This is a genomic window from Clostridium sp. RTP31139st1_H3_RTP31139_211217 (genome assembly GCF_040227035.1).
Classification (GTDB): Bacteria; Bacillota; Clostridia; order Clostridiales; family Clostridiaceae; genus Clostridium; species Clostridium saudiense.
In genome coordinates this window covers 1-23488 of the sequence record NZ_JBCOAB010000025.1, presented here as the reverse complement: position 1 = coordinate 23488, position 23488 = coordinate 1, and the positions used below count along the sequence as shown (strand labels likewise).

The window sequence follows — 23488 nt, the reverse complement described above, 5'->3', positions numbered from 1 at the left end:
ATTGAAGTTTTAATTTTTGCAATTATTTTATCTTTTCTTTCATTTTATGTTAAATGCCTCTAAGGTTGCTACTATATTAATAGTATCCTTAAAGGCATTTATAAAGTGAATTCTTAGCTTAATATTGAGTTTTAACTGAGTATTAAGGTTAGAATTCGTTATCTAGGAAGCGTCAATTGTTATCTCTGCATAGATAGAAGTATTATAATGGCTAGTCACAACTAAATCACATTACATCATAGTTATTTTTATATCTTCCTGTATGTGATCTCCTATCTAACCTTTCCTCATACTTTCCAGGCCCAAACCTTTCATCCAAACTCAAATATCCTGTAACTCTTGATACCCCTTGAATATTTCTACTATTGCATTTTGGACATTTACTTAAATTGCTTTCAATACTTGTTCCACATTCTTTGCAATATCTAATATGAAAATTAATTCCTATATAACTTATATTAGTATTTGTATAAGCATATTTTATTATATCCATAATTACTTCAGGTGATGGAGAGTCATCTACTTCAATATAAGAAATATGACCTGCATTACAAAGCTTGTGATATGGAGCCTCAATATCTATTTTTTCTTTTATTGATATGTTATAACTTACAGGAATATGAAAACTATTTGTGTAGTAATCTTTATCTGTTACTCCTTTTATTACTCCATATACTTTTTTATCCTGCTTTATAAACTTTCCTGATAACCCTTCAGCTGGTGTTGCATAACAACTCCAATTAAGATGTGTCTCTTCAATTAATTTATCTGTATAATTTCTAATGAACTCAATTATTTCTAACCCTAACTTTCTAGCTTCTTTAGATTCTCCATGATGACATCCAATTAAAGCAGTTAAAGTTTCAGCAAGGCCTATAAATCCTATAGCCCATGTACCTTGTTTAAGAATTGGTTCAATAGAATCATCTTGTGACAATCCTTCCGAACCTTTCATTAATCCTTGACCTGCAACAAATGGCAAATCTTTAACTCTTAATTGCTTTAAAACGCCATATCTATGAAGCAATGCTTCTTTTGCTAAAATTAATCGTTCTTGTAATATTTCAAAAAATTTATCAATATTTTTATTAGCTTCTATCCCTATTCTAGGTAGGTTAATAGTTATTGGAGCTATATTACCTCTTCCTTTACATCCTGGCTCTCCATTAACATTTTTCATCAAATAAGTACGACATCCCATGGTTGCTGGAAGATATCCTTTATCATAATATTCCTTATTAAAATCAGCATCTATATTCATAAATGTTGGATTCATTCTTCTTGATGCAACCTCACAAGCAATCTTAAATAAATAGTAATATGGATCATTTGGCTCTCTATTAACGTCTTCTTTAACTCTAAATATTATATTAGGAAATATCGGTTGCTCTCCTTTTCCCAATCCCTTTTCATATTCTTTTAAAAAGATTTCACAAACTAATGCAGCATCTTTAGAATTTGGTATTCCTAAATTTATAGAAGAAAATGGAACCTGAGATCCTGCACGTGAATGCATAGTATTTAAATTATATACAACACCTTGCATAGCCTGATGGATTCTATACTTTAATTTTTCCTCTACTAAATTTTCAAATTCTTCTTTAATTCCATATTGTATTAATTCTTTTCTTATTTCTTCTCTTGTTGGCTCAACAAATTGAGCCATATCATTATCAAAATCTGGATGAGACTGTCCCCCAAACATATCATTTTGAGTTGATTGCAATAATATACAAGACAATTCTGCTGCAGACTCTATACGTTTAGGTGGTTTTATAGTGCCGTATCCAGTATTAAACCCCTTGCTTAATACCTCTCCTGTAGGGATATGCAAACAATTTGTTGTTAAATTATACGAATCAAGATCATGGAAATAAACCTCTCCAACTTCATGAGCCTTTGCCAGATATTTAGGCATATTATAAAGATTATGCCATTTATTAGACTCAGAAGCTATTCTTAATAATTTAGAGCTGAAATTATTTCCAACATTCGCATTATCCCTATCTGTTTCAATGCCTATATTTTTAATAGCTTTCATCAAATCTGACTTTATATCTCTAACCCTAGTTCGCTCTCTCCTATAAGAAGAATATGCTCTTTGAATATTTATATGTCCGCTATCAATTAATGCTTTCTCTACTAAGTTTTGTACTTCCTCTACTGATACTTTTTCCTTTTTAGACTCTTCTATATACTGAATAACCCTTTGAATGCAAACTAGAACTTCACTTTCTCTTAATTGTTCCCCAACTTCATCGCTTGCTTTTTTTATTGCATTGCCAATTTTATCAGTATTAAATTTAACTTCTCTGCCATCTCTTTTTACCACATATAGCACTTTATTCGCCTCCTACACACAATATATTGTGTATATTTTAACTCTCATATACATTCTATCTCTTTTGGAATTATATGTAAATAGTTTTTAATTATATATATTTTTTAACTTTACCTAATAAATTTTTATGAAATTGTATAACCTTATCAATAGTGATAATATTACACTTATCACTATTGATAATATTATCTAATATGATATACTAAAAATATACAATAAATTATCGGAGGATTTTTTATATGCAAAAAATTGCTTTAATTACAGATAGCGCTTGCGATCTTGATTTAAATACATTAAGAGAAAATAACGTTAATTTATTACCACTTAGAATAATCTACTCTAGTGGTGATTATAGAGATAGAATAGATATTTCACCATCTGAAGTTTATGAGAACTTGGAAAAAGAAATTCCTACAACATCTTTGCCAAGTGCTAAGGAAACTGAAGAAATCTTAAATAAATTAGAAGAAGAAGGATATACACATGTTATTTGTATTTCTATTTCAAGCGGTCTTTCTGGAAGCTATAATGCTTTAAGATTAGCTTTAGAAGATCATCCTAAACTAACTTCTTTTGTTTATGACACAAAAATACTAGCTTATCCACAAGGAGAAATAGTTATAGAGGCTTCTAAGCTTATAAAAGAAGGTAAAAGTTTTGAAGAAATAGTAGAAGAACTTCCTAAAATTAGAGAAAGAGTTACTGGTTACTTTACAATTAGCACTTTAGAATATCTAAAAAAAGGTGGTAGAATAGGAAGACTTGCAGGAACTGTTGGTGAATTCTTAAATCTTAAACCTATAATAACTACTGACGAAAACGGAATTTACTATAACGTGGCTAAAGTAAGAGGTAGAAAACAATCTTTATCTAAAATGACTGAAATTTTAAAAGGTTATTTAGAAAAAGGAAAATGTGATGTAGCAGTTTTACATGCTGGCTGTGAAGAAGAAGCTACTAAATATATGGAATCTATAAAGTCATTACCAAATGTAGCTTCAATTAAAATCGCAGAAATAAGCCCTGCCCTTGGCGTGCATGGTGGGCCTGGATTAATGGGATTCTCTGTGAAAATGGAAAAATAAATAATGGGTGACTTTGATTTTAACAATCTAGAAGATATTAAAGCTGAGGAAAAAAGACTACATGATGAGTATAAAGCTAAGCTTGCTGAACTAAAAAAAGTACAAAAAGAAAAAGAAGCTGTTGGTCAGGTTTTTACAAAAGGCTTATTGCCCATCTATGTACTTCATATATTAAAATCTGGCCCTACAAATGGTAATGAAATCTCTACAAAAGTTTCAGAAAGAACCAATGGACTTTGGACTCCTAGTACCGGTGGAATATATCCTTTATTAAAAAAATTAGAGAAAGAAGGATTAGTAGTAGGAAAATGGGATGATCCAAAAAAGAAATTTCAAAAATTTTATTCATTAACTCCATTAGGTGAAAAGGAATTTGATAATAGAAAAAAATTGCTTAAACATAAAATTGAAGAATCTTTAAAAGTCTTTCAAATAGTTTATAAAGACTTATATTTATAAAAATACATCCAAGAATATTCTTGGATGTATTTTTATTATATTTTAGGGTAAACTAATAAAAATTTATTTAGGATGGTGTATTATCATGAAAGGAATGATATTAGATTATACAGGCAATGATGCCTTCATATTATTAGAGGATGATTCTGTTATAACTATGCCACTAACTTCATTTGAAACTATCATGCCCATAGGTACTAATATAAGTTTAACAAATTTATTTAATAAATCTTCTAATACAAATTATAAGTCCTCTCAAATGCTTAATAAGACCGTTGACTTTTTGTAAATTTATGGCTAAAATATATGTTATATAAAGTTGCTAGGGGTGCCCCAAGGCTGAGAGATGACTTTTTCATCAACCCTTTTAACCTGATCTGGATAATTCCAGCGTAGGAAAGCCATTATAGAATAAATTATGTATATTCTAATGCCTAGGTACCTCTTACGCAAATAAGGAGGTATTTTTTTATGTCAAATTTTCTAGCAACACTTGGAGAAAATTTCAAAACTATTTTTAGCAGTCCATTAACATTAATCACATTAATTGGCTGTGCAATTTTATTAATTGCTTTTATTAAATTTAAATCATTAAAATTTAATTCAAAGTTAATAGCGCGAATAGGACTAGCTATTGCTTTAGCATTTATCTTAGACATGATAAAGATTTATTCCCTACCTAATGGTGGTGGAAGCATTTCTTTAGGTAGTATGATTCCAATAATCATTATTTCATTTGTTTATGGTCCTTCTATTGGACTATTTACAGGTTTCCTTTTCGGATTATTCAAATTAATACTGGATCCATATATATTAAATCCTATTCAAGTATTATTTGATTATCCTTTACCATTTATGGCTGTTGGAGTTGCCGGATTCTTTAAAAATAAATACTTAGGCGCAAGCATCGGTATGCTACTACGCTTTATTTCACATTTTATTTCAGGCGTAGTTTTCTTTGGTTCATATGCCCCAGAAGGTATATCTCCAATTATTTACTCATTAAGCGTTAACGGTCTAGCAGTAGGTGGGGAATTAATGATTTGCTTAGTTTTACTTGCATTCTTACCTGTAGAAAGACTAGTTAAAATGCTTAAATCTAATATAGCAACAATTTAGTAGTTAATAATTTTAAGTTAATAATTAAAAAATAAAGTCTGCCTAGGCAGACTTTAAAATATATTATTAGAAACTCCCCAAGGAGTTTTATCCTAAAACTATTAACTATTAACTATTAATTCTTAACTCCTATTACCATCCTTTAGGTTTACTTTCTAATACCTCTATATTCCATTCCTTAAATTCATTAACTGCAGAAACATAATATTTATCTTCTGTATTTTCTTTTTTATTTTTTACAGTAATTAATGTTTTAAAATTGCTACTATCATACCCTCTATTTTTTACAGTAATAACCATATCAAAATCTGCTTCGTTATTTTTCACTAACTCAACATTTGGAATAATTTGTTTAGCTTTATCTAAAAAACTAATTATATCAGTAGAAAACACATATTTTAAACAATCAATATCTCCACTTATGTTTACTCCTACCTTATAATCATTTATATTTTCTGTTTTACTTACTTGTTGTAATATTTCTAAAATAGATTGATAATAAATATAATCAAAATCTCTAGGTTTTCTTATAAAAGATAAATTTTTAATTATTACTTCATCTAATCTTTTAGAAACTGAAAATGTATTACCATCATTATAAAAATTCCCATCTTCTGTTCCAACAACATAATAAAATTCTTTAACTTCATCACCTAAATCAAATTCAAACTTATAATCTGGATCTAAACTAGACTTATTTTCGCTTATCTTTGCCCTAGATAATATATTATAAATATCTCTAATGGCACTTGTTTCCGTTACTATAAATTTAAATCCTGTATCTCTTGTACTTTGTATACTAATTTGTTCTATATCACTTGAATTTAAATACTCGAAATAATCATTCTTCAATCCAAGTTTTTTTTCAACATTTTCTATAATTGTACACCCTGAAAAACCAAGTACAAACATTATTAAAAATGAACTTAAAATATATTTTTTTAATGCTCTTAACATTTGTATCTCCTTTTAATTTGTTAATTAAAATAATAGGAGAAGCATATGCTTCCCCTAATAAAGATAATTATAATACTTTATTCCAATATTAGCAATTTAATTTATTATATTAACCTTCAAATAAAATTTAGATATAATATCTAAGCACTATGTTCTTCATTATTGCATTGGGACAACAACTGTTGAATTTTTGAAATCATAAAACATTAACCAACAGCCCTCACTACGTCCTCCATTAGTATTTACCCAAGTTACAAAACCTGTTCTTCCATCGTAAGGCTGTTCATCCTTATCTTTCTTTCCTGGCACTCCATAAATAATATGTTTTAGGTTTCCTCTTGAATCGCACTTATATCCAAGCATAAAATATCCATATTTTTTAATGTATGGATAATAATTTAACATTGGATAATAAGCTAATGTATACTTATTATAATTAGACATATTACACATTTCATGTAAATCATGAATAGGTATTCTGTACCACTTCGTATACTTTAACTCATCTATGCTATTATAATCTCTTTCAAATCCATCAACTATTGATTCAAAATACTCTCCTATGCTTCCTCTTATCTTTCCATTTATCGGATCAAACTCTTTATTAGCTTCAATTTCTTCTTCATAATCTTCGAACTTACCCCTTAAGTTTTCCCTTGGTGTAATTTCTTCTATTATTTCATTTAAAGCCTCTTGTTTTACTTCGTGTACTTCTTGTACTTCTTGAACTTCTTGTATTTTAATTTCTTCTTTTGATTTTTCTTCTACTTTTTCTCTATCAACCTTTTCTTCAGTAGCTTTTTCTTCTACCTTAGAATCTTTAACTTCATTACTAGTAGATTTACTTTGGTTCTTCTTTAATTCTGGTTTTCTTTGTTCTTTCTTAGAATCCTTATCTGAAACTGATTTTATTACTCTAACATCTTTAGCTTTAACAATAATATAACTCTTCCAATTATCGCTAGGTTGTTGTCCATTTAAAAATCCGCACATCACAAAAATTGGAGTATTATTATTCATTTTAGCTATAGCAGTTCCACAAATCTTATCAAATTCTAAGTTTAACCCAGCAATATTTGATACATTATATTCCTTTGTTGCTTCACCTTTACCACTATCACTCACGTCTAAAGGACCCAAATTTACTATTTGCTTTGTATCCTTTTTACAACAAATAAGTAACATGTAGTATTTATCATCATCCTTTTTAAGATTTTGAGCATAGAAAGAAATTTTACATTTATCTCCTTTTGCTTCTATCTTAGAATATCCAGATAATGTCTTATCATCAGAGTTTGCATATCCTCGTTCGTCCTCCTGCAAAATTACGAAGTTTCTATACAATCTACTATTACTTGCCATTCTCTAGAACCCCCACTTTATATTAATTCCATATATTATATGTTCAACATTATAAAATATGTTATTATTTTTAAGTGGCTTACTTAATGACTTTATAGAGTTTATAATTTAAAACAACTCAGTTCTTATAAAATTTCATTAATACAGTTTGCAAGATTAGCAAATTCTTGGATAGATAATGTTTCTCCTCTTCTCTTAGGATTAACTCCAGCTTTTTCAAAAGCTTCTTCAAGCTTTTCCTTTGCTGGTCCAATACTCTTAACGCCATTCCATAAAGTTTTTCTTCTCATATTAAAAGAACTTCTTATTATATCAAAGAACAATTTTTCATTTTCAACTTTAACTTTTGGCTCACTAAGCTTATCTAATCTAATAACTATTGAATCAACCTTTGGTCTAGGTATAAAACAACTTGGTGGTACTTTTCTTACTATACTTGTATTACAGTAATATTGAACAAGTAGAGACAGTGCACCATAATCTTTATTCCCAGGCTCTGCATTCATTCTCTCTGCAACTTCTTTTTGAATCATTATTGTTAATGATTTAAAATTGTACCCATCCTTAAGTAATTTTACTATTATAGGTGTTGTAACATAATAAGGCAAGTTTGCAACTAGCTTTACACTCTTTTCATCACCTATTACTTCATTAAAATCAACCTTTAATGCATCATTATGTATAAGTGTAAAATTAGGATTAGCTCCTAATTCTTGTTCTAATATTGGTATTAAATCATTATCTAATTCTATTGCAACTACTTTTTTAGCTTTCTTTAATAATTGAGCAGTTAATGTACCTACTCCTGGTCCTATTTCTATTACTAAATCTTCTCCATCAACTTCAGCTCCTGAAACTATATCTCTAGGCACCGAATCATCAATTAGAAAGTTTTGACCTAAACTTTTAGAAAACTTAAAATTATATTTTTTAACCAGCTCAGCTGTTTTTACATCTTTTATATCCATTTATTTCTCCTTCTCTAGTTCCGCATCTACATATTTAATAGCTTCTATAAATTCTTCTTTAGTTATTCCATAATTATTTAATCTTGATAACATTTGATTTGCATTTCCATAACCAATTCCCAACTTATTTCCAAGTTTTATTCTTCTAGCTTTTGCATTAGGATCACCATTTAATCTAAAATAAAACATATCTTGAGCATCAAATGTTTCAGCCTTTTCTTCTAATGTTACTTTTGCCCTATTTAAAGCTTCGATAATAACTTCTGGACTAGCATTTTCTACTCCTATATCATCATCCTTAATTCCATCTTCTTGTGCAATATATGCATGCTTTATTCCAGGTACTCTTTTTGCTATTATCTTTCTTATTTTTTCACCAGCAAAATCAGGATCCGTTAATACTATTACGCCTTTTCTTTTTTGTGCTTCTTTAATTCTAGCAATAACTTTAGCATTTATTCCAAAACCACCAGTGGCAATCATTTCTGCATTAACAGCTTTTTTTACAGCTGCGATGTCATCTTTTCCCTCAACTACTATAACCTCTTTAATCAAAAGAATCTCTTCCTTTCCTTTATTATCTCTTATTAATTTATCCTTATATTCATATAATGTCAAACCTTTGTAAATTTATATTTATTATTCTAAATAAATTTTATACTATATTTTTAGAAATATTAAAGGAGGCTAGTCCAATAACTAACCTCCTTTATTATTACCATTCTCCAGGATATGCTAAAATATATACTGGAACGTTATATTTTCTTCCCCATGTTCTACATTCAGATTCTGAATTAAGGAACACATCGATTATTTTTCCTTTAATTAAACCACCTGTATCCGCTGCAATAGCTTTACCATAATTTTCTACGTAAACTAAACTTCCTAATGGAATTACTCTTGGATCAACTGCTATTGTGCTTATTCCACCTGGATTATAACTTGGCACAGTTCCTGTCGCAGTAATAGTATCTCCTGCATATGCAGTAGATTCACAATAAATTAAATCCTTATATTCCATTTCTCCATCTCTGCTAGCAAATACCCTTCTGGTACCTTGTACTATAATTTCATTTACAGGCTCTTTAATAACCTTTGATTGAACTACTTCCCTAGATACTTCCTTGCCATCTTTTTTTATAACCTTATAAGTTATTTCTTTTTGACCAGCTTCACCTGCTTGTCTAACGTCCTCAGTGTTTATATCTAAACTTTCGTCCTCTTCCACTATTGTTTCATAATCAATATCTTCAGTGGCTACTTCATTTGTTACTTCAACCTTAACTAATTGAATCGTGAGATTATCTGATATTTTAGTATCTAACGAAGGTGTTATTTCATCTAATCCTTCATTAAATTCAATTCCTTCAGCATTAAGTTCATCACTTTCAGCTTCAAGCATATCTTTTACAGTATCTTCAGCAGTTTTTATAACAATAGTTTTGCTACCAACTACCATTTCAATTTCTACAGCTCTCTTAATGTTAATAATATCCTTTGATGAAATTTTTTCATCTAAAGCTGGTTGTACTTTGTCCTTAGGAGCAATTTCTATCTCCTTCTCTGCAAGTATGTCTTTAACAGTCCCTTTATATGTTATAAATGTTTCTTCTTTTCCGTCAACGATTATTGTTATGTTTTTTCTCATACATGCAAGTGTTACTATTAATGTAACTAATACAACACCTACAGTACCTGTAATTATTTTTGCCTTAGGACTATTAGTAAAATTGTTTCTTAAGTTTTTCTTCCATTTTTCAACCATCTACATTTAACCTCCTCTGGCAAGAGCGACCATTGAATTATATAAATAATTCATGTTTTTGTCAAATTTCCCACCCTACCCTTAATAAAACCTGTTTTTTTAAGTGTAATAAATACACCTTTAATAATTAATTTGAATAAAAATAAATAATGGCATTTTGCTTTTTGAAGTTTGTAGATACTGTTTATAAATTTTTAGAAAAATTTTACAATTGTTAATATTTATTTTACTTTATTTCTTATTATGAATCAAGCGATAGAAATTGTCATTTACAGCCAAATTAACCTCTTTTGAAGAAATTTCCTTTATCTCGGCTATTTTTTCTATTATATATCGTATATAGTCCGATTTATTCCTTTTTCCTCTATTTGGCACAGGAGCCATATAAGGACAATCAGTTTCAACTAATAATCTATCTAATGGAATTCCTTCAACTACTTCACATATTTTTCTAGCATTTTTAAATGTTACAACACCTGTAATTCCTATATAATATCCTAACTTTACACATTCTTTTGCAAATTCAAGACTTCCAGAAAAACAATGAACTGTACCTATTACATTTGGAAACTCTTTCATTATCTCTAATGTATCAGCATGAGCATCTCTATCATGAATAACTACTGGTAAATTTAATTCTTCTGCTAATTTCATTTGCTCTCTAAATACTCTTTTTTGTATATCTCTAGGAGGATTTTCTTCCCAATAATAATCTAGCCCTATTTCTCCAATAGCTAAAATCTTTTTATTATTTGTTGCTAATTCAATTATCTCTTTTCTTACATCATCATTATAGTCATTTGCATCACTTGGATGAATTCCTAAAGCTCCATATATAAAATCATAATTTATCGTTAAATCATTAGTAGTTTTTAAGCTTGCTTTAGAACATGCGCAATTCAAAATCCCTACTACTCCTTCTCTTTTAATTTGTTCAAAGACAGCTTCTCTATCTTCATTAAAAGCTTCATCATCATAATGTGAATGTGTGTCAAATATTTCATATTTAAATTCCATACTTAATTCTCCCTTAAAAATATAATTCTATTGTTTATTATACCAAAATAAAGTAAAAAAACTCAGCTAATACTGAGTTTCTTCTTATTCAATAATATTTAATTATCTAAAAATGAAAATAAAAACTTCCTTTAAAATTTATATACTCTATTTCAATCTTAGTAGCATACCCATTATCAGATACAAATACATCATTAAATTTTTTAGAATTTATTGGTTCAGACTCTGATAGTAAATTTCCCTGAGAATCATATAATCTAATTATTACTTCTCCATTTTTTCTCGTTCCAGAATAATCTACAGATCTGATTCCAGCACGTAAATTGTAAGTTCTTATATCTGTATATTCTACTTCATAATCAGAACCAATATATCCCCTTTCATCTGCATCATTACTTGTTACTATCTCATTTTTACTACTACTAAAAACTTCTCCATTAAATGAGTATGTTATAACACCTAGAAAAGAAATTACTATTAACAAAGCTAATATAGTAATAGTAATTACTATAGCAATCATTACCTTTTTATTTGATTTCTTACTAGCTTTTGATTCTTTTATTTCATCTGGAAGTTCTGTTGTACAATGAGGGCAATAATTCCATCCACTTTCAACTTTTTGTCCACAGCTTGGACAAAAGAATCCACATTTCATTCCACAGTATGGGCATGAATTTATATTATGTGGAATTTCCTTTCCACAATTATTACATTTGCTTTTATCACTTCTTGTTACAAGTGCATAAACTATTAATCCAATAGGAAAAGCTATTATTGCCGCAATAGTCCATAACCACCAATATTCTTCTCCCTTTTTTCTAGAATCTATAGCAACCCAAACAGCTTGCCATATAAATGCTGCAAATATTATTAATATAAATAATAATGTCAATATCATAGCTATAATCATCTAAACTCCCCCTTTAAGTAAATTCAACCATAAAACTTTCTCTAATTTATTTTTTATTAAGAATAGTTAATATTTTCTTCAGAAATTTGACACCTAAATGACACAATTAAAGTTTATTATAATAACTGTAAAGTAGTTAAAGCATTATTATTTACCCCTAAAACCATCTTGTAAAGTTGGTTTCCTAGAGTTATTCGTCCCCCAAATGAAATAACTCTAGGTTTTTTTTGTTAATTTTTCTTTTCTTTTAATCTAGCTACTTCTTCACTAACTCTTTTTTTATCAATTTTATTAAAAAGAACTTCACATTCTTTAATTAATCCTTCTTTTTTTTCAGTAAAGCTCCAAATACTTTCATTTAATCCTATTGATACTTTTATTTTTTCACAAGTTCCTGGCATAAATGGATATAATAAATTTGATAAATTAACTATAATTTGAATACAATTATAAGTGACATCTTTACATTTAGCAGAATCACTACTTAATAAATCCCAAACCTTACTATTATCAAAATATTTATTTCCCTTTTTGCATAAATTCATTATGTCATTTAAACTATCTCTAAAATGACCTTCTTCGATTTTATCACCTATATCAAAATATAAATTCAAAATTTCATTTTTTAACTTTTCATCCATCTTTCCATTAGGTACTCTATTAGCATAATTTTTCCTAGAAAATAATAAAACCTTATTAACAAAATTATTTAGTTCTCCTACTAACTCATTATTATGTATATTTATATATTCTCTCCAAGTAAAATCAGTATCTTTATCTTCTGGTGAATTTAATGATAAATAGTATCTGAAACTATCAGCATTATATTTTTTACATACGTAATCTGCCCAAAGAGCCCAATTTTTAACTGCTGAAAAAGGCTTACTTTCAAGTTTTAGATGTTCTCCTGATATTATTCTCAAATTAGGATTTTTTATGCCAAGTCCTGCTAAAATTGCTGGGAATATTACAGTATGAAAAGGTATATTATCTTTTCCGTGAATAAAATAAACTCTTGAGTCTTCACCTTCCCAATATTCTTTATAATCCTCGCCTCTTTCTTCAAGACATTTCATACTAGCTGTTAAATATCCCATAACCGCTTCTATCCAAACGAATATTTTTTTATCTTCATAACCTTCTAATGGAACATCAACACCCCAATCAAAATCTCTAGTTACTGCCCTATCTCTTAGTCCTTCATCTAAATATCTTTTTAGTATCTTCTTTGCATTTTCTCTCCATCCATCTTGATTTATATATAATCTTTTAACATCATTCTCGAATTTTGATAAGCTAAAAAATAAATGTTTAGTTTCTTTTAAAACTGGCTCAGAATCACAGAATTTGCATCTTATATCTATTAATTCACTACTTTCAAATTCACCATTACAATTTTCACAACCATCACCAGTTGCTTCTTCTCCGCAAATTGGGCATTTTCCTATAATATATCTATCAGCTAAATATTCATTACATTTTTCACAATAAGTTTGTTCTACATTCTTTTCATATATAAAACCCTTTTTATATAATTCTAATATGAAATACTTAACCTTTTCTTCATGATACTCTGAATGAGTTTTTGCAAAAATATCAAAAGAAAACCCTAATGATTTAAAGCATTTTTTAAACTCTTCATGATATTTTTCTACAGCTTCTAATGGTGTTATTCCTTCTTCTTTTGCCTTCATTGTTACAGGAGTACCATGACAGTCTGTTCCAGAAAGAAAAACAACCTCATCCCCCATCATCCTATGATACCTAGCTAAAATATCTCCCGGTAACAAAACTGCAATTCTTCCCAAATGTAAAGGTCCATTAGCATAAGGCCATGCATTACCTATAATAATATTCATTAAAAAACCCCCTTTTATTTAGTTAATAGTTTTGAGTTATAGTAAAAAGGTCAGCAAAGCTGACCTTTTTTTCATTTCCTAAAATCCGCTTATGCCAACTTTATTCCTTAACTTATCACTTGTCACTCACTACTTTAATGAAACACCTACTCATTAACACTCGTAGGTGTAAGTTCAGTTAACTAAATCAAATATTTAGAACTTCACTTATCTAACAACGCTTCCTGTTGGTAATTCACCTGGATTTACTAACTTTAATACGCTATCATCATCTGTAGCTGCTGCTAATATCATTCCTTGTGATAATTCACCTCTTAAAGTAACAGGTTTTAAATTAGCAACTAAAACTACATATTTACCAACTAATTCTTCTGGTTTATAGTGCATTGCTATTCCTGAAATAACCTGTCTTTCTTCTCCATTTAAATCAACCTTTAATTTTAATAATTTTTTAGCTTTTTTAACTGGTTCACATTCTAAAACTTTAACTACTCTTAAATCTATTTTTTCAAAATCCTCAATAGTTATTTCTTCTTTAATTGGTTGCATTTTATATTCTTCTTTTGGCTTGTTAGCTTCTAATTGAGCTAATCTCATAGCTTCTAATTCTTCTAAAGTCTTAGCTACATCTATTCTTGGGAATAAAGCTTCACCTTTTTTAACTTCAGTTCCTGGTGTTGTTCCATCAAATCCTGATAATGAATCCCAAGTTGTTGTAGTAATATTTAATTGAGCATTAATTTTTTCACTTGTACTTGGTAAGAATGATGATAATAATACAGATGCAAATCTTAAGCTTTCAGCTAAATTATATAAAACTGTACCTAGTCTTTCTTTCTTTTCTTCATCCTTTGCAAGTATCCAAGGAGTTGTTTCATCTATATATTTGTTTGCTCTTCCTATAAGTTCAAATACATTTTCTAATGCTTCTGGAATTCTTAAATTATCAATTGCTTTTGTTACTTTAATTGGAGTTTCTATAGCTAAGCTAATTAATTCATTATCAATCTCTTCTTTAGCTGTTGGTGCTGGAATTACTCCATCAAAATACTTTTCAATCATTGCAACCGTTCTTGATAATAAGTTACCAAGGTCATTACAAAGATCCGAATTAATCTTCTTTATAAATATTTCATTATTAAATAATCCGTCTGCTCCAAATGGAATTTCTCTTAATAAATAATATCTAACTGCGTCAACGCCAAATTTATCAACTAAAACTACTGGATCAACAACATTTCCTTTAGATTTTGACATCTTTCCACCATCTACAAGTAACCATCCATGCCCAAATACTTGCTTTGGTAACTCTTCACCTAAAGCCATTAGCATAATTGGCCAGTAAATAGTATGGAATCTTAAGATATCTTTACCTATTAAATGAACGTCTGCAGGCCAGTACTTCTTATATAATTCATCATTTTCACTTCCATATCCTAAAGCAGATATATAGTTAGATAATGCATCTATCCAAACATAAACTACATGTTTTTCATCAAAAGTAACTGGAACTCCCCAGTTAAAGCTTGTTCTTGATACACAAAGATCTTGTAAACCTGGCTTTAAGAAGTTATTAACCATTTCATTTTTTCTTGATTCTGGTTGAATAAACTCTGGGTGCTCATCAATATATTTCATTAATCTATCAGCATATTTGCTCATTTTAAAGAAATAAGCTTCTTCTTTTGATTTTTCAACTGGTCTTCCACAGTCTGGACAATTTCCATTAACTAATTGTGTTTCTGTCCAGAAAGATTCACATGGAGTACAGTATAATCCTTCATAAGAAGATTTATATATATCACCTTGGTCATATAATTTCTTAAATATTTTTTGAACTGTTTTCTTATGATAATCATCAGTAGTTCTGATAAATTTATCATAGCTTATGTCCATCATACTCCATAACTCTTTAATTCCAGCAACTATTTCATCAACATGCTCTTTAGGAGTTATTCCCTTTTCTTCTGCTATTCTTTGAATTTTTTGACCATGTTCATCTGTTCCTGTTAAGAACATTACGTCATATCCATTTAATCTCTTAAATCTAGCTAAAGCATCCGCTGCTACTGTTGTATAAGTATTACCGATGTGTAACTTAGTAGATGGATAATAAATTGGCGTAGTTATATAATATGGTTTTTTAGTCATATTACTTCCTCCTCTTTTTTGTTAACAATTTATTGCTAAAAGTTATAGCTTAAAATAATAGAATCATTAATTTTAATTACTAACTAAAAACTCTAACTCCTAACTAAAAAATGCCTCTATATAGGCTTTTATACCCATATAGAGGCGTTATATACGCGTTACCACTCTATTTCATATTTATTTCACAATAAATATCTCATTAGGTGACTATCATCACCTTGCAATATAACGGTTGCTCCCGTATTACCCTAACTTTTTCAAGCTCAGATAATCAGCTCCAAGACCATCTTCATAAAGTTCAGTAACACTAGCTCTCACCCATTCTAGCTCTCTTTAGATACATTCCTTAACTACTCTTCTCTTCTATGCATTTATTAATTTTATAATATGCTAAAATGTAAAAACTGTCAAACCTATTCTATTTATTTTTAAACTTCTTTTTTATTATGCCCTCTATTATCATAAAATTTACACATATCACAATAAATAATATGAAAATAATAGTAATTATATTAATATCAAATAATAATCTTGCTATTATTATAATTGTAAATAATAACGTTCCTGTTGTACTAAAAACCTTACTAGCAACCTTATTTCCATACTCCCATTCTAAATTACTATTTTTTGCACTTCCAAATTTATATCCCCTACTCACATCAGGATATTTCGAATATTTATTTTCAAAATACCATCCACATGCCCATAATATTATTGGAACTATTTCTAAAATAACAAGTATAATAAAATCCATTTTATCCCCACTTTACTATATATTCTTAAAAATAATTATAAATCATTTTTTATTATAAAGTATGAATAATATATAAATTTATCTATAAAAATATAATTTTTAACATTTTTTGATTTTAATAAAAAATATAATATTAAATAGTGAAATTTGACTATTTCTTAGATATAATATCTAAAGGGATAGGAGGCTTAATTATGGAAAAATTTCAATTTCCTAAGGTTGGACTTAGAACAATAAAATCAGGTATAGCTGTTTTTCTATGTTTGTTACTTTTGCCTAACGAACCTTTTTTTGCTTGCCTTACTGCAGTAATTTGTTTACAAGATACTGTTTATAACTCAATTCATATGGGTATAAATAGAGGTGCAGGTACTATATTAGGTGCTAGTTTTGGCTTAATATTTTTATTCTTATTTAGATCATTAGAAAATCATATATCTAATACTTACATATCAAAACCACTTATATACTTAATTATTGCTATAGGTATTATCTTAATGATTTATCTATGCAATATTCTAAAAAGGCCAGGTGCTATAAATATAACATGTATTGCATTCCTAGGTGTTACTACAGCTCATGCTTATAGTGATCCCTTATTTTATGCAACTAACAGAATAATAGAAACATTGCTTGGAATAGTAATTTCAATATTAGTTAATAAACTTATAACACCACCACCACATAAATAATTGGAATTTTATAATAAAAAAATTTAAATATAAGTGTATCTACATTATAGATTAAAACTATCAAAAAAGGGTTATGCTTCTGCATAACCCTTCTAATATATAGCCCTCTTTATTTATTTTTCTTATTGCTTAAGCTTCTTCAACCTTCTTACCGAATATTTGTACTCCTACATATAATGCTATTAATGAAATTGGCAATACTATATATATTGGAACTCCAAATCCCGATGGAATATATCCAAATAATATAGTTACTGCTGCAACAAATAGCGAATACCATATTTGTGTCTTAACATGTTCAATATGATTGCATCCAGCTCCCATTGAAGAAAGTATTGTTGTATCTGATATTGGTGAACAGTGATCGCCAAAGATAGCTCCTGTTAATACCGCACTTGTACAAACTACTACAAATGACATATCTGGATTAATTGAATATGCTAATGGAATTGCAAGTGGCATTAATATACTCATTGTTCCATATGCAGTTCCTGTAGAGAATGAAATTACTGCCCCTAAAATAAATATTAAACTTGGTAATAAGAATGCTGGTATTGCCCCTTTTAATACTTCAACTAAATAATATGCAGTTCCAAGTTCTTTAATTACTGATCCTAATGACCAAGCTAATATTAATATAACTCCAGTTATTATTAACCCTTTCATTCCATCAACCCAAACTTCAATAGCTTCACTTAAAGTAAATATTTTCTTACAAACTCCCATTAAAATAGCAACTATTGAAGCAAATAATGCTGATTGGAATAATGCTACAGAAGCATCTGAAGCAGCAAATGCTTCCATTATGCCTTTAAATGAAAATGGTGAATTAATCATAATTTCTTGAGTTGCAGATGGATCTCCACCAATTATTGCACTATATCCACTATAATAAAATGCTACTAATGCAGAAATTATTAATGCTCCTATTGGAATAATTGCATTCCATATACTAAGCTTAACACCTTCTTTTGGCTCTAATTCATCCATTTGAGCTGTTGCTTCAACTGCAACCTCATCTTTAATATTCTTATCTCTGTTTCTTGCCGCAATCTCAGCTTTTCTCATTGGCCCAAATTCTTTTAAAGTTAAAGCCGTTATCACTATAAATGCCAATATCAATATGTTATAGAATCTATAAGGTATTGTTTGAAGAAATACTCCAAAACCACTTGCCTCTACACCTATTGAACTAAATCCTTCACCAATTAAACTTACTTCTAATCCAATCCAAGTAGAAATAATAGCTAGCCCAGCCACTGGTGCTGCTGTAGCATCTATAATAAAAGCCAATCTTTCTCTTGATATCTTCATTTTATCAGCTACTGGTCTCATTATTGGTCCAACTATTAGTGAATTTGCATAATCATCAAAGAAAACACATAAACCTAAAAGCCAAGTTGTCATTTGTGTACTTTTTACCGTCTTAGCCTTTTTAGCTAAAGCCTCTGCTATAGCCTTTGCTCCTCCCATTTTTGCAACTAAATTAATTACTCCCCCAATTGCAAGCACTTGAAGAACTATCCCAGCATTCCACGGATCTGCTAATGAATTCAAAGCCCTATTTACAAAATCTAAGAACGCTTGTATAAATGCCCCAAATACATTATGTCCTGCCAAACTAATTAAAAAGCTTCCTGATAAAATACCTATAAACAATGAAATAACAACATTTTTTGTTATAAAAGCTAATATTATTGCAACTAATGGTGGTAGTAATGTCCATAGCCCAAACTTATTTGCATTCACCGCCGGTTCAACTTCTGCTGCAAATACAACTGACGTTGAAAAAATAAATACTAGCATTGTAAGTAATAATACTTTGTAACTTCTTTTCACTTCTTTTTCCCCCTTATTTTATATAAAAGCGAATAATAAGGGCACCCCAAACTAACAATAAAAAAAGACCTTGAGTTAACACTCAAGGCCTTGTATGTACTAAAAAATTATAAAACTACAAGTCTTAAATGATAGCTCACCACAAAATACTTTGTGACAGTAATACATATATTCTATGTATTCCCAGCTATACAACCTTAAAGCATTAGTTGTACGCTTCGGCGATTGCTCCTTTCTTATTGAATCACAGTGCTTTCCTCATCAATAATACTATTAACTTTCGCGCCTCTACCCTAGTTTATTCACTTTTGTTATTTATAAATTGATTATATAATCAATTTATTGCATTTGCAATACCATTTTATAACTTTTTATACATATTATTTTCCATTTTTACTCATAAAGTTTTCAATCTCTTCCACAGTCTTTATAATATCACTAGATAAATTAATAACGCCATCTTCTGTAACAAGGATATCATCTTCAATTCTAATTCCTATTCCTTCTTCGGCGATATATATTCCTGGTTCAACAGTAAATACAACTCCTGGCTCAAAAATAATATCTCTATGCGGAGTTTCAATATCATGTGTATCCATACCTAAACTATGACCTATACTATGATAGTAGTACTTTCTTACTTCACTTTTATCTTTAATTAATCCAAGCTTTATACATTCTTCTGAAATTAGCTCTGTAGCTTTTTCATTTACATCCTTATATTTCATACCTGGCTTAATTAAGTTGATAATCTCTTCATTTACCCTTAAAACAGCATTATAAACTTCTTTTTGTCTTTCAGTGAATTTACCATTAACAGGGAATGTTCTTGATATATCTGCGTTATAACAATTATATTCAGCCCCTAAATCAAAAAGAATTAAATCATTTTCTTTAAGCTCACAATTATTATCAACATAATGTAATGTTGTAGCATTTTCTCCTGCGGCAGCTATTGTTGTAAAAGCTAGCCCTGTTGCACCTTTAACCTTACAATTAAAATCAAAATATGCTTCTAATTCATATTCCTTCATTCCAACACGAGCTTCAGACATTAATTTTTCAATTCCGCTTTTTGTTATTTCAATAGCTTTTTTTATTTTATCTACTTCTTCTTGTGATTTTTTTAATCTTAATTCACCAATTTTACTATAAACATTATTTATTCTAACTTGTGGATACTTAGTTGTTATTTCATTGGCAAATCTATGTGAAATAGTTCCTTCTCTGTTTGCACTCATTCTTTCTAAATCTAAATAAAGATTTATTTCTTCCTTCATAGTAATCATTCCATGGATGTCTCCGTCAAACTGGCTCTTGAATTTAACTTCATCTACAGCCGCAATCTCTTCAGCTTCTTCTTTACGTATGCTTTTACCTACCCATTTTTCCATCTCTAGATCAATGTCTTTTATATAAAGTTTAGAAGATTTTACTCCATTAATTTTTGTCATAACTAATATATGATCTTCTTCTTTTATTCCTGTTAAATAATAAAAATTTCTATTTGGTGTAAAAGGATAAGTTTGATCTCCTGTCTTCTGAATTGCCTTTCCTGCAAATAAAATCACAATTGAATTATCCTTAATTTTATCTAAAAGATTATCTCTATTAAATTTATAAATATTTTTATTCATAGCCCTATCTCCTTGCAAATAATATTTTGTCATTTAGTTTTATTACTCTGCTGCTAATAACTTAACGCTTCTAACATTAGGTAAAGAATTTAACCTTGCAGCTAATTGACTTATACTTTTCTCCATATGCGAAATATCAATAGTAACAGTTACATTAGCTGATAAGTTTATAGGAATATCTTGGTTTATAGTTAATATGTTTCCCTTATAAAAAGCAATACAATCTAATACTTTAGATAATGTTCCTGACTTATGTGTCATTAAGATTATTAAAGTTACCTTTTTTGACTGCATATCTTGTCCCATTGGAAATACATCATCTTTATATTTATAGTATGTACTTCTACTAATACCTACTAATTTTATAGCCTCACTTATATCCTTTGCATTCCCAAGTTCAATATTCTCTTTTACTTCAATTACCTTTTTAAATATCTCTGGTAATGATCTTTCATTTACAATGTAAAATCTATCTTCCCCCATAATCATTCTCCATTCGATTTATTTTATTAATATTATACAACCAAAATTTTTACAACGCACTATAAATTTTACATTCAAAAAATTATTTACCTTTATATTAATTTACAAATTTCACCTTTTTAAATTTTAACAATGATGAAAATTAAGAATATTACTTAAAAGAATAATATAAATTCTTAATGAAAATCATACTAATTTCTGAAAATAATATCCTTAACTTTTCAGTATTAACTCATAATTAAAGAATAAGTACTTTAACCATTAATATTGCCATTATAATAGCAGACATATCTGCCATTATAGCTGCCCAAACAGTATGACGTGTTTTCTTTATTTTAACTGCTCCAAAATATACAGTTACAGTATAAAATATTGTCTCTGTAGTTCCCATAATTACCGAAGCTACTAAACCTATAGGGGTATCAGCACCATAATTTTTTAAAATATCAGTAAAAACTCCCATAGCTCCACTTCCTGAAAGAGGCTTGATTAATACTAAAGGTACAACCTCCTTTGGTAAATCTATTAGTTTGCAAAGTGGTGCAATTGCATTGTTTAACATGTCTAACAGATTAGCTTCTCTAAATATTTGAACTGCTATTATCATTGCTAAAAGATAAGGAAAAATATTTACACAAACCTTTAATCCATCCTTTGCTCCTTCAACAAACCAATCATAAACCTTTCTACCCTTTATCATTCCATAAGTAATAATAATTAAAACTATTATAGGAATAATACTTTTAGTTATATAGTTAAACATTAATATCACCCCATAATCCTAAAAATATCTTTGCAAAATTTTACAACAAATAACACCAACAATGGCTGCAGTACCAGTTGATATTATTGCTGGAAGTATTATTACTCCAGGATTTGTGGAACCTGCTGCTGCTCTTATAGATAATACTGTTGATGGAACTAATTGAATACATGCCGCATTTAATACCAAAAATAATGCCATATCATTACTAGCTCTCCCTTTTTCATTATTCAACCTGTCCATTTCTTCCATTGCTTTTATTCCAAAAGGTGTAGCTGCGTTTCCAAGCCCCATCATATTAGCAGTTATATTCATAACTATAGCCCCTAAAGCTTTTTCATCCTTTGCTGATTCTTTAAAAATAAGTTTTAATATTGGTTTCATAAGCTTGGCTAGTTTTTCTGTAAATCCACTTTTTTCTGCAACCTTCATTACTCCACACCAAAAGCACATTAATCCTACTAATCCAATTATAAAACTAACTGTAGAATCAATAGATCCTATTATGGCATTAGATATTCCTTCACCATTGCCAGTAAATATTCCAACTATCAAACCCAGAAAAATCATTACAAACCATATATAGTTAATCATTTTTTTCCCCTCTCTTTATTCTTTACTTTACAATATATGCCTTGCATCACATATTTATTAGTGATAGGATAAAGATATTAACATAAGTGAAATTCTATTTTTTGAGTTTTACTTTCACCTTCAAGGGTACTTAGAAGGATTTTCATACAAGTTTTAGTTACCTAATAAAGGAGATACATAAATGAAAGAATCAAATTTAAAACTAGCTCAAAAAGATATCGATGAGGCATTAAAAGCTGTAGAAGAAATGGAAAGCTACATTAATGAGGGAAATGAAGAAAATGCTATATTAAAACAAAAATTCATGACTCTAACAGAAAAAGTTCAAAAATTAGAAAATTTACTTAAAACAGAGGGAATATTATAAAATATTTTACTTAATATCACTTAAATCAAAAAGAGGATAGCAAAAGCTATCCTCTTTCATTTTAGTTACTAAAAAGTAATTATTATATTTTTATTTTATAACCTTACTTTATACCCAAATTCTCTAAATCTCAATAATCTCAGTGATATTGCCTATACCTAATTGATTGTGTACCCAATTTTAGACATAACTACCTTTTAGTAAACGTTACCAGTTTTATAACCATTATATCATGCCATTTTTTAAAAAACAATACTTTTTTTGAAATTGATTACAACTTTTTATATTAATGACGAATTGTCAAGCTAAGTGCAACACTTAGCTTGTTCTTCGTTAAATGCTTCTAACGGTGTCTTGTATCCAAGA

22 protein-coding genes, 2 riboswitches and 1 other annotated feature are annotated in these 23488 nt (G+C 28.8%); of the genes, 6 read left to right on the top strand and 16 right to left on the bottom strand.

Translation table 11 applies throughout. The annotated features are described in order from the left end of the window. Positions 1–226: 226 nt before the first annotated feature. Entirely contained in the window at positions 227–2341 is a 2115-nt protein-coding gene (gene nrdD / locus ABUA17_RS11355) for an anaerobic ribonucleoside-triphosphate reductase (protein WP_195951409.1), read from the bottom strand. A gap of 239 nt (positions 2342–2580) precedes the next feature. Here nrdD and ABUA17_RS11350 point away from each other — a divergent pair, with 239 nt between their 5' ends. The 4 genes from ABUA17_RS11350 to thiT all read left to right on the top strand — a co-directional run bounded on the left by ABUA17_RS11350 (position 2581) and on the right by thiT (position 5004). Then, entirely contained in the window at positions 2581–3426 is an 846-nt protein-coding gene (locus ABUA17_RS11350) for a DegV family protein (protein ID WP_042400118.1), read from the top strand. Positions 3427–3429: 3 nt separating this feature from the next. Next, on the top strand, positions 3430–3885 hold the full coding sequence (locus ABUA17_RS11345) for a PadR family transcriptional regulator (protein WP_042400120.1): 456 nt from the start codon (positions 3430–3432) through the stop codon (positions 3883–3885). Between the two features lie 85 nt (positions 3886–3970). After that, on the top strand, positions 3971–4174 hold the full coding sequence (locus ABUA17_RS11340) for a hypothetical protein (RefSeq protein ID WP_042400124.1): 204 nt from the start codon (positions 3971–3973) through the stop codon (positions 4172–4174). A 25-nt stretch (positions 4175–4199) separates the two neighbouring features. Next, positions 4200–4301: riboswitch (TPP riboswitch) on the top strand. A 55-nt stretch (positions 4302–4356) separates the two neighbouring features. Next, positions 4357–5004, top strand: a complete 648-nt coding sequence (thiT, locus tag ABUA17_RS11335) for an energy-coupled thiamine transporter ThiT (protein WP_042400127.1) — start codon at positions 4357–4359, stop codon at positions 5002–5004. A 132-nt stretch (positions 5005–5136) separates the two neighbouring features. Here thiT and ABUA17_RS11330 read toward each other — a convergent pair whose 3' ends face one another. From ABUA17_RS11330 to ABUA17_RS11285, 10 genes are all read right to left on the bottom strand, one after another. Further along, positions 5137–5961, bottom strand: coding sequence for a YhfM domain-containing protein (locus ABUA17_RS11330; protein ID WP_052330711.1), 825 nt, complete (start codon positions 5959–5961; stop codon positions 5137–5139). 159 nt (positions 5962–6120) lie between these two features. After that, positions 6121–7323 carry a DUF7922 domain-containing protein gene (locus tag ABUA17_RS11325; protein WP_055275377.1) on the bottom strand — a complete coding sequence of 401 codons (1203 nt, stop codon included), beginning with the start codon at positions 7321–7323 and terminating at the stop codon, positions 6121–6123. A gap of 125 nt (positions 7324–7448) precedes the next feature. After that, positions 7449–8291, bottom strand: a complete 843-nt coding sequence (gene rsmA / locus ABUA17_RS11320; RefSeq protein ID WP_042400133.1) for a 16S rRNA (adenine(1518)-N(6)/adenine(1519)-N(6))-dimethyltransferase RsmA — start codon at positions 8289–8291, stop codon at positions 7449–7451. Then, positions 8292–8846, bottom strand: a complete 555-nt coding sequence (gene rnmV / locus ABUA17_RS11315) for a ribonuclease M5 (protein WP_042400136.1) — start codon at positions 8844–8846, stop codon at positions 8292–8294. Between the two features lie 160 nt (positions 8847–9006). Further along, positions 9007–10056 carry a resuscitation-promoting factor gene (locus ABUA17_RS11310; RefSeq protein WP_195951408.1) on the bottom strand — a complete coding sequence of 350 codons (1050 nt, stop codon included), beginning with the start codon at positions 10054–10056 and terminating at the stop codon, positions 9007–9009. 231 nt (positions 10057–10287) lie between these two features. Continuing rightward, a complete protein-coding gene (locus ABUA17_RS11305) occupies positions 10288–11073 on the bottom strand; it encodes a TatD family hydrolase (protein WP_055292246.1) in 786 nt (261 codons plus the stop codon). 106 nt (positions 11074–11179) lie between these two features. Continuing rightward, positions 11180–11983: a zinc ribbon domain-containing protein gene (locus ABUA17_RS11300; protein ID WP_052330713.1), complete on the bottom strand. Its 804-nt coding sequence runs from the start codon at positions 11981–11983 to the stop codon at positions 11180–11182. A gap of 230 nt (positions 11984–12213) precedes the next feature. After that, positions 12214–13842, bottom strand: a complete 1629-nt coding sequence (metG, locus tag ABUA17_RS11295) for a methionine--tRNA ligase (protein WP_042400145.1) — start codon at positions 13840–13842, stop codon at positions 12214–12216. Between the two features lie 207 nt (positions 13843–14049). Further along, positions 14050–15993 (bottom strand): methionine--tRNA ligase, encoded by a 1944-nt coding sequence (gene metG / locus ABUA17_RS11290; RefSeq protein WP_042400148.1) that lies wholly within the window; start codon positions 15991–15993, stop codon positions 14050–14052. Positions 15994–16130: 137 nt separating this feature from the next. Further along, positions 16131–16368: a binding site (T-box leader), on the bottom strand. 43 nt (positions 16369–16411) lie between these two features. Next, a complete protein-coding gene (locus ABUA17_RS11285; RefSeq protein ID WP_042400151.1) occupies positions 16412–16747 on the bottom strand; it encodes a hypothetical protein in 336 nt (111 codons plus the stop codon). A 194-nt stretch (positions 16748–16941) separates the two neighbouring features. On the opposite strand from ABUA17_RS11285, the gene ABUA17_RS11280 reads away from it, so the two are divergent. Continuing rightward, a complete protein-coding gene (locus ABUA17_RS11280) occupies positions 16942–17439 on the top strand; it encodes an FUSC family protein (RefSeq protein ID WP_055275390.1) in 498 nt (165 codons plus the stop codon). 129 nt (positions 17440–17568) lie between these two features. Here ABUA17_RS11280 and ABUA17_RS11275 read toward each other — a convergent pair whose 3' ends face one another. From ABUA17_RS11275 to ABUA17_RS11255, 5 genes are all read right to left on the bottom strand, one after another. After that, positions 17569–19278, bottom strand: a complete 1710-nt coding sequence (locus ABUA17_RS11275; RefSeq protein ID WP_341349577.1) for a Na+/H+ antiporter NhaC family protein — start codon at positions 19276–19278, stop codon at positions 17569–17571. A gap of 124 nt (positions 19279–19402) precedes the next feature. Next, positions 19403–19577: riboswitch (Lysine riboswitch) on the bottom strand. A gap of 81 nt (positions 19578–19658) precedes the next feature. After that, the gene (locus ABUA17_RS11270; protein WP_195951407.1) at positions 19659–20915 is read right to left on the bottom strand and encodes an aminopeptidase P family protein; all 1257 of its coding nucleotides are present in this window, start codon (positions 20913–20915) and stop codon (positions 19659–19661) included. A gap of 42 nt (positions 20916–20957) precedes the next feature. Further along, positions 20958–21398, bottom strand: coding sequence for an ACT domain-containing protein (locus tag ABUA17_RS11265; protein WP_042400159.1), 441 nt, complete (start codon positions 21396–21398; stop codon positions 20958–20960). 238 nt (positions 21399–21636) lie between these two features. Further along, positions 21637–22161: a spore maturation protein gene (locus ABUA17_RS11260; RefSeq protein WP_042400163.1), complete on the bottom strand. Its 525-nt coding sequence runs from the start codon at positions 22159–22161 to the stop codon at positions 21637–21639. Between the two features lie 18 nt (positions 22162–22179). Further along, complete coding sequence (locus ABUA17_RS11255; protein ID WP_042400165.1) at positions 22180–22755, bottom strand: nucleoside recognition domain-containing protein; 576 nt, start codon at positions 22753–22755, stop codon at positions 22180–22182. A 181-nt stretch (positions 22756–22936) separates the two neighbouring features. Here ABUA17_RS11255 and ABUA17_RS11250 point away from each other — a divergent pair, with 181 nt between their 5' ends. Beyond that, positions 22937–23122, top strand: coding sequence for a hypothetical protein (locus tag ABUA17_RS11250; RefSeq protein WP_042400166.1), 186 nt, complete (start codon positions 22937–22939; stop codon positions 23120–23122). Positions 23123–23488: the final 366 nt, after the last annotated feature.

Coding starts and splice junctions, on each gene's coding strand:
- ABUA17_RS11350 (WP_042400118.1), top strand. CDS start 2,581: ATGCAAAAAATTGCTTTAATTACAGATAGCGCTTGCGATCTTGATTTA.
- ABUA17_RS11345 (WP_042400120.1), top strand. CDS start 3,430: ATGGGTGACTTTGATTTTAACAATCTAGAAGATATTAAAGCTGAGGAA.
- ABUA17_RS11340 (WP_042400124.1), top strand. CDS start 3,971: ATGAAAGGAATGATATTAGATTATACAGGCAATGATGCCTTCATATTA.
- thiT (WP_042400127.1), top strand. CDS start 4,357: ATGTCAAATTTTCTAGCAACACTTGGAGAAAATTTCAAAACTATTTTT.
- ABUA17_RS11330 (WP_052330711.1), bottom strand. CDS start 5,961: ATGTTAAGAGCATTAAAAAAATATATTTTAAGTTCATTTTTAATAATG.
- ABUA17_RS11325 (WP_055275377.1), bottom strand. CDS start 7,323: ATGGCAAGTAATAGTAGATTGTATAGAAACTTCGTAATTTTGCAGGAG.
- rsmA (WP_042400133.1), bottom strand. CDS start 8,291: ATGGATATAAAAGATGTAAAAACAGCTGAGCTGGTTAAAAAATATAAT.
- ABUA17_RS11310 (WP_195951408.1), bottom strand. CDS start 10,056: ATGGTTGAAAAATGGAAGAAAAACTTAAGAAACAATTTTACTAATAGT.
- ABUA17_RS11305 (WP_055292246.1), bottom strand. CDS start 11,073: ATGGAATTTAAATATGAAATATTTGACACACATTCACATTATGATGAT.
- ABUA17_RS11300 (WP_052330713.1), bottom strand. CDS start 11,983: ATGATTATAGCTATGATATTGACATTATTATTTATATTAATAATATTT.
- metG (WP_042400145.1), bottom strand. CDS start 13,842: ATGAATATTATTATAGGTAATGCATGGCCTTATGCTAATGGACCTTTA.
- metG (WP_042400148.1), bottom strand. CDS start 15,993: ATGACTAAAAAACCATATTATATAACTACGCCAATTTATTATCCATCT.
- ABUA17_RS11285 (WP_042400151.1), bottom strand. CDS start 16,747: ATGGATTTTATTATACTTGTTATTTTAGAAATAGTTCCAATAATATTA.
- ABUA17_RS11280 (WP_055275390.1), top strand. CDS start 16,942: ATGGAAAAATTTCAATTTCCTAAGGTTGGACTTAGAACAATAAAATCA.
- ABUA17_RS11270 (WP_195951407.1), bottom strand. CDS start 20,915: ATGAATAAAAATATTTATAAATTTAATAGAGATAATCTTTTAGATAAA.
- ABUA17_RS11265 (WP_042400159.1), bottom strand. CDS start 21,398: ATGGGGGAAGATAGATTTTACATTGTAAATGAAAGATCATTACCAGAG.
- ABUA17_RS11260 (WP_042400163.1), bottom strand. CDS start 22,161: ATGTTTAACTATATAACTAAAAGTATTATTCCTATAATAGTTTTAATT.
- ABUA17_RS11255 (WP_042400165.1), bottom strand. CDS start 22,755: ATGATTAACTATATATGGTTTGTAATGATTTTTCTGGGTTTGATAGTT.
- ABUA17_RS11250 (WP_042400166.1), top strand. CDS start 22,937: ATGAAAGAATCAAATTTAAAACTAGCTCAAAAAGATATCGATGAGGCA.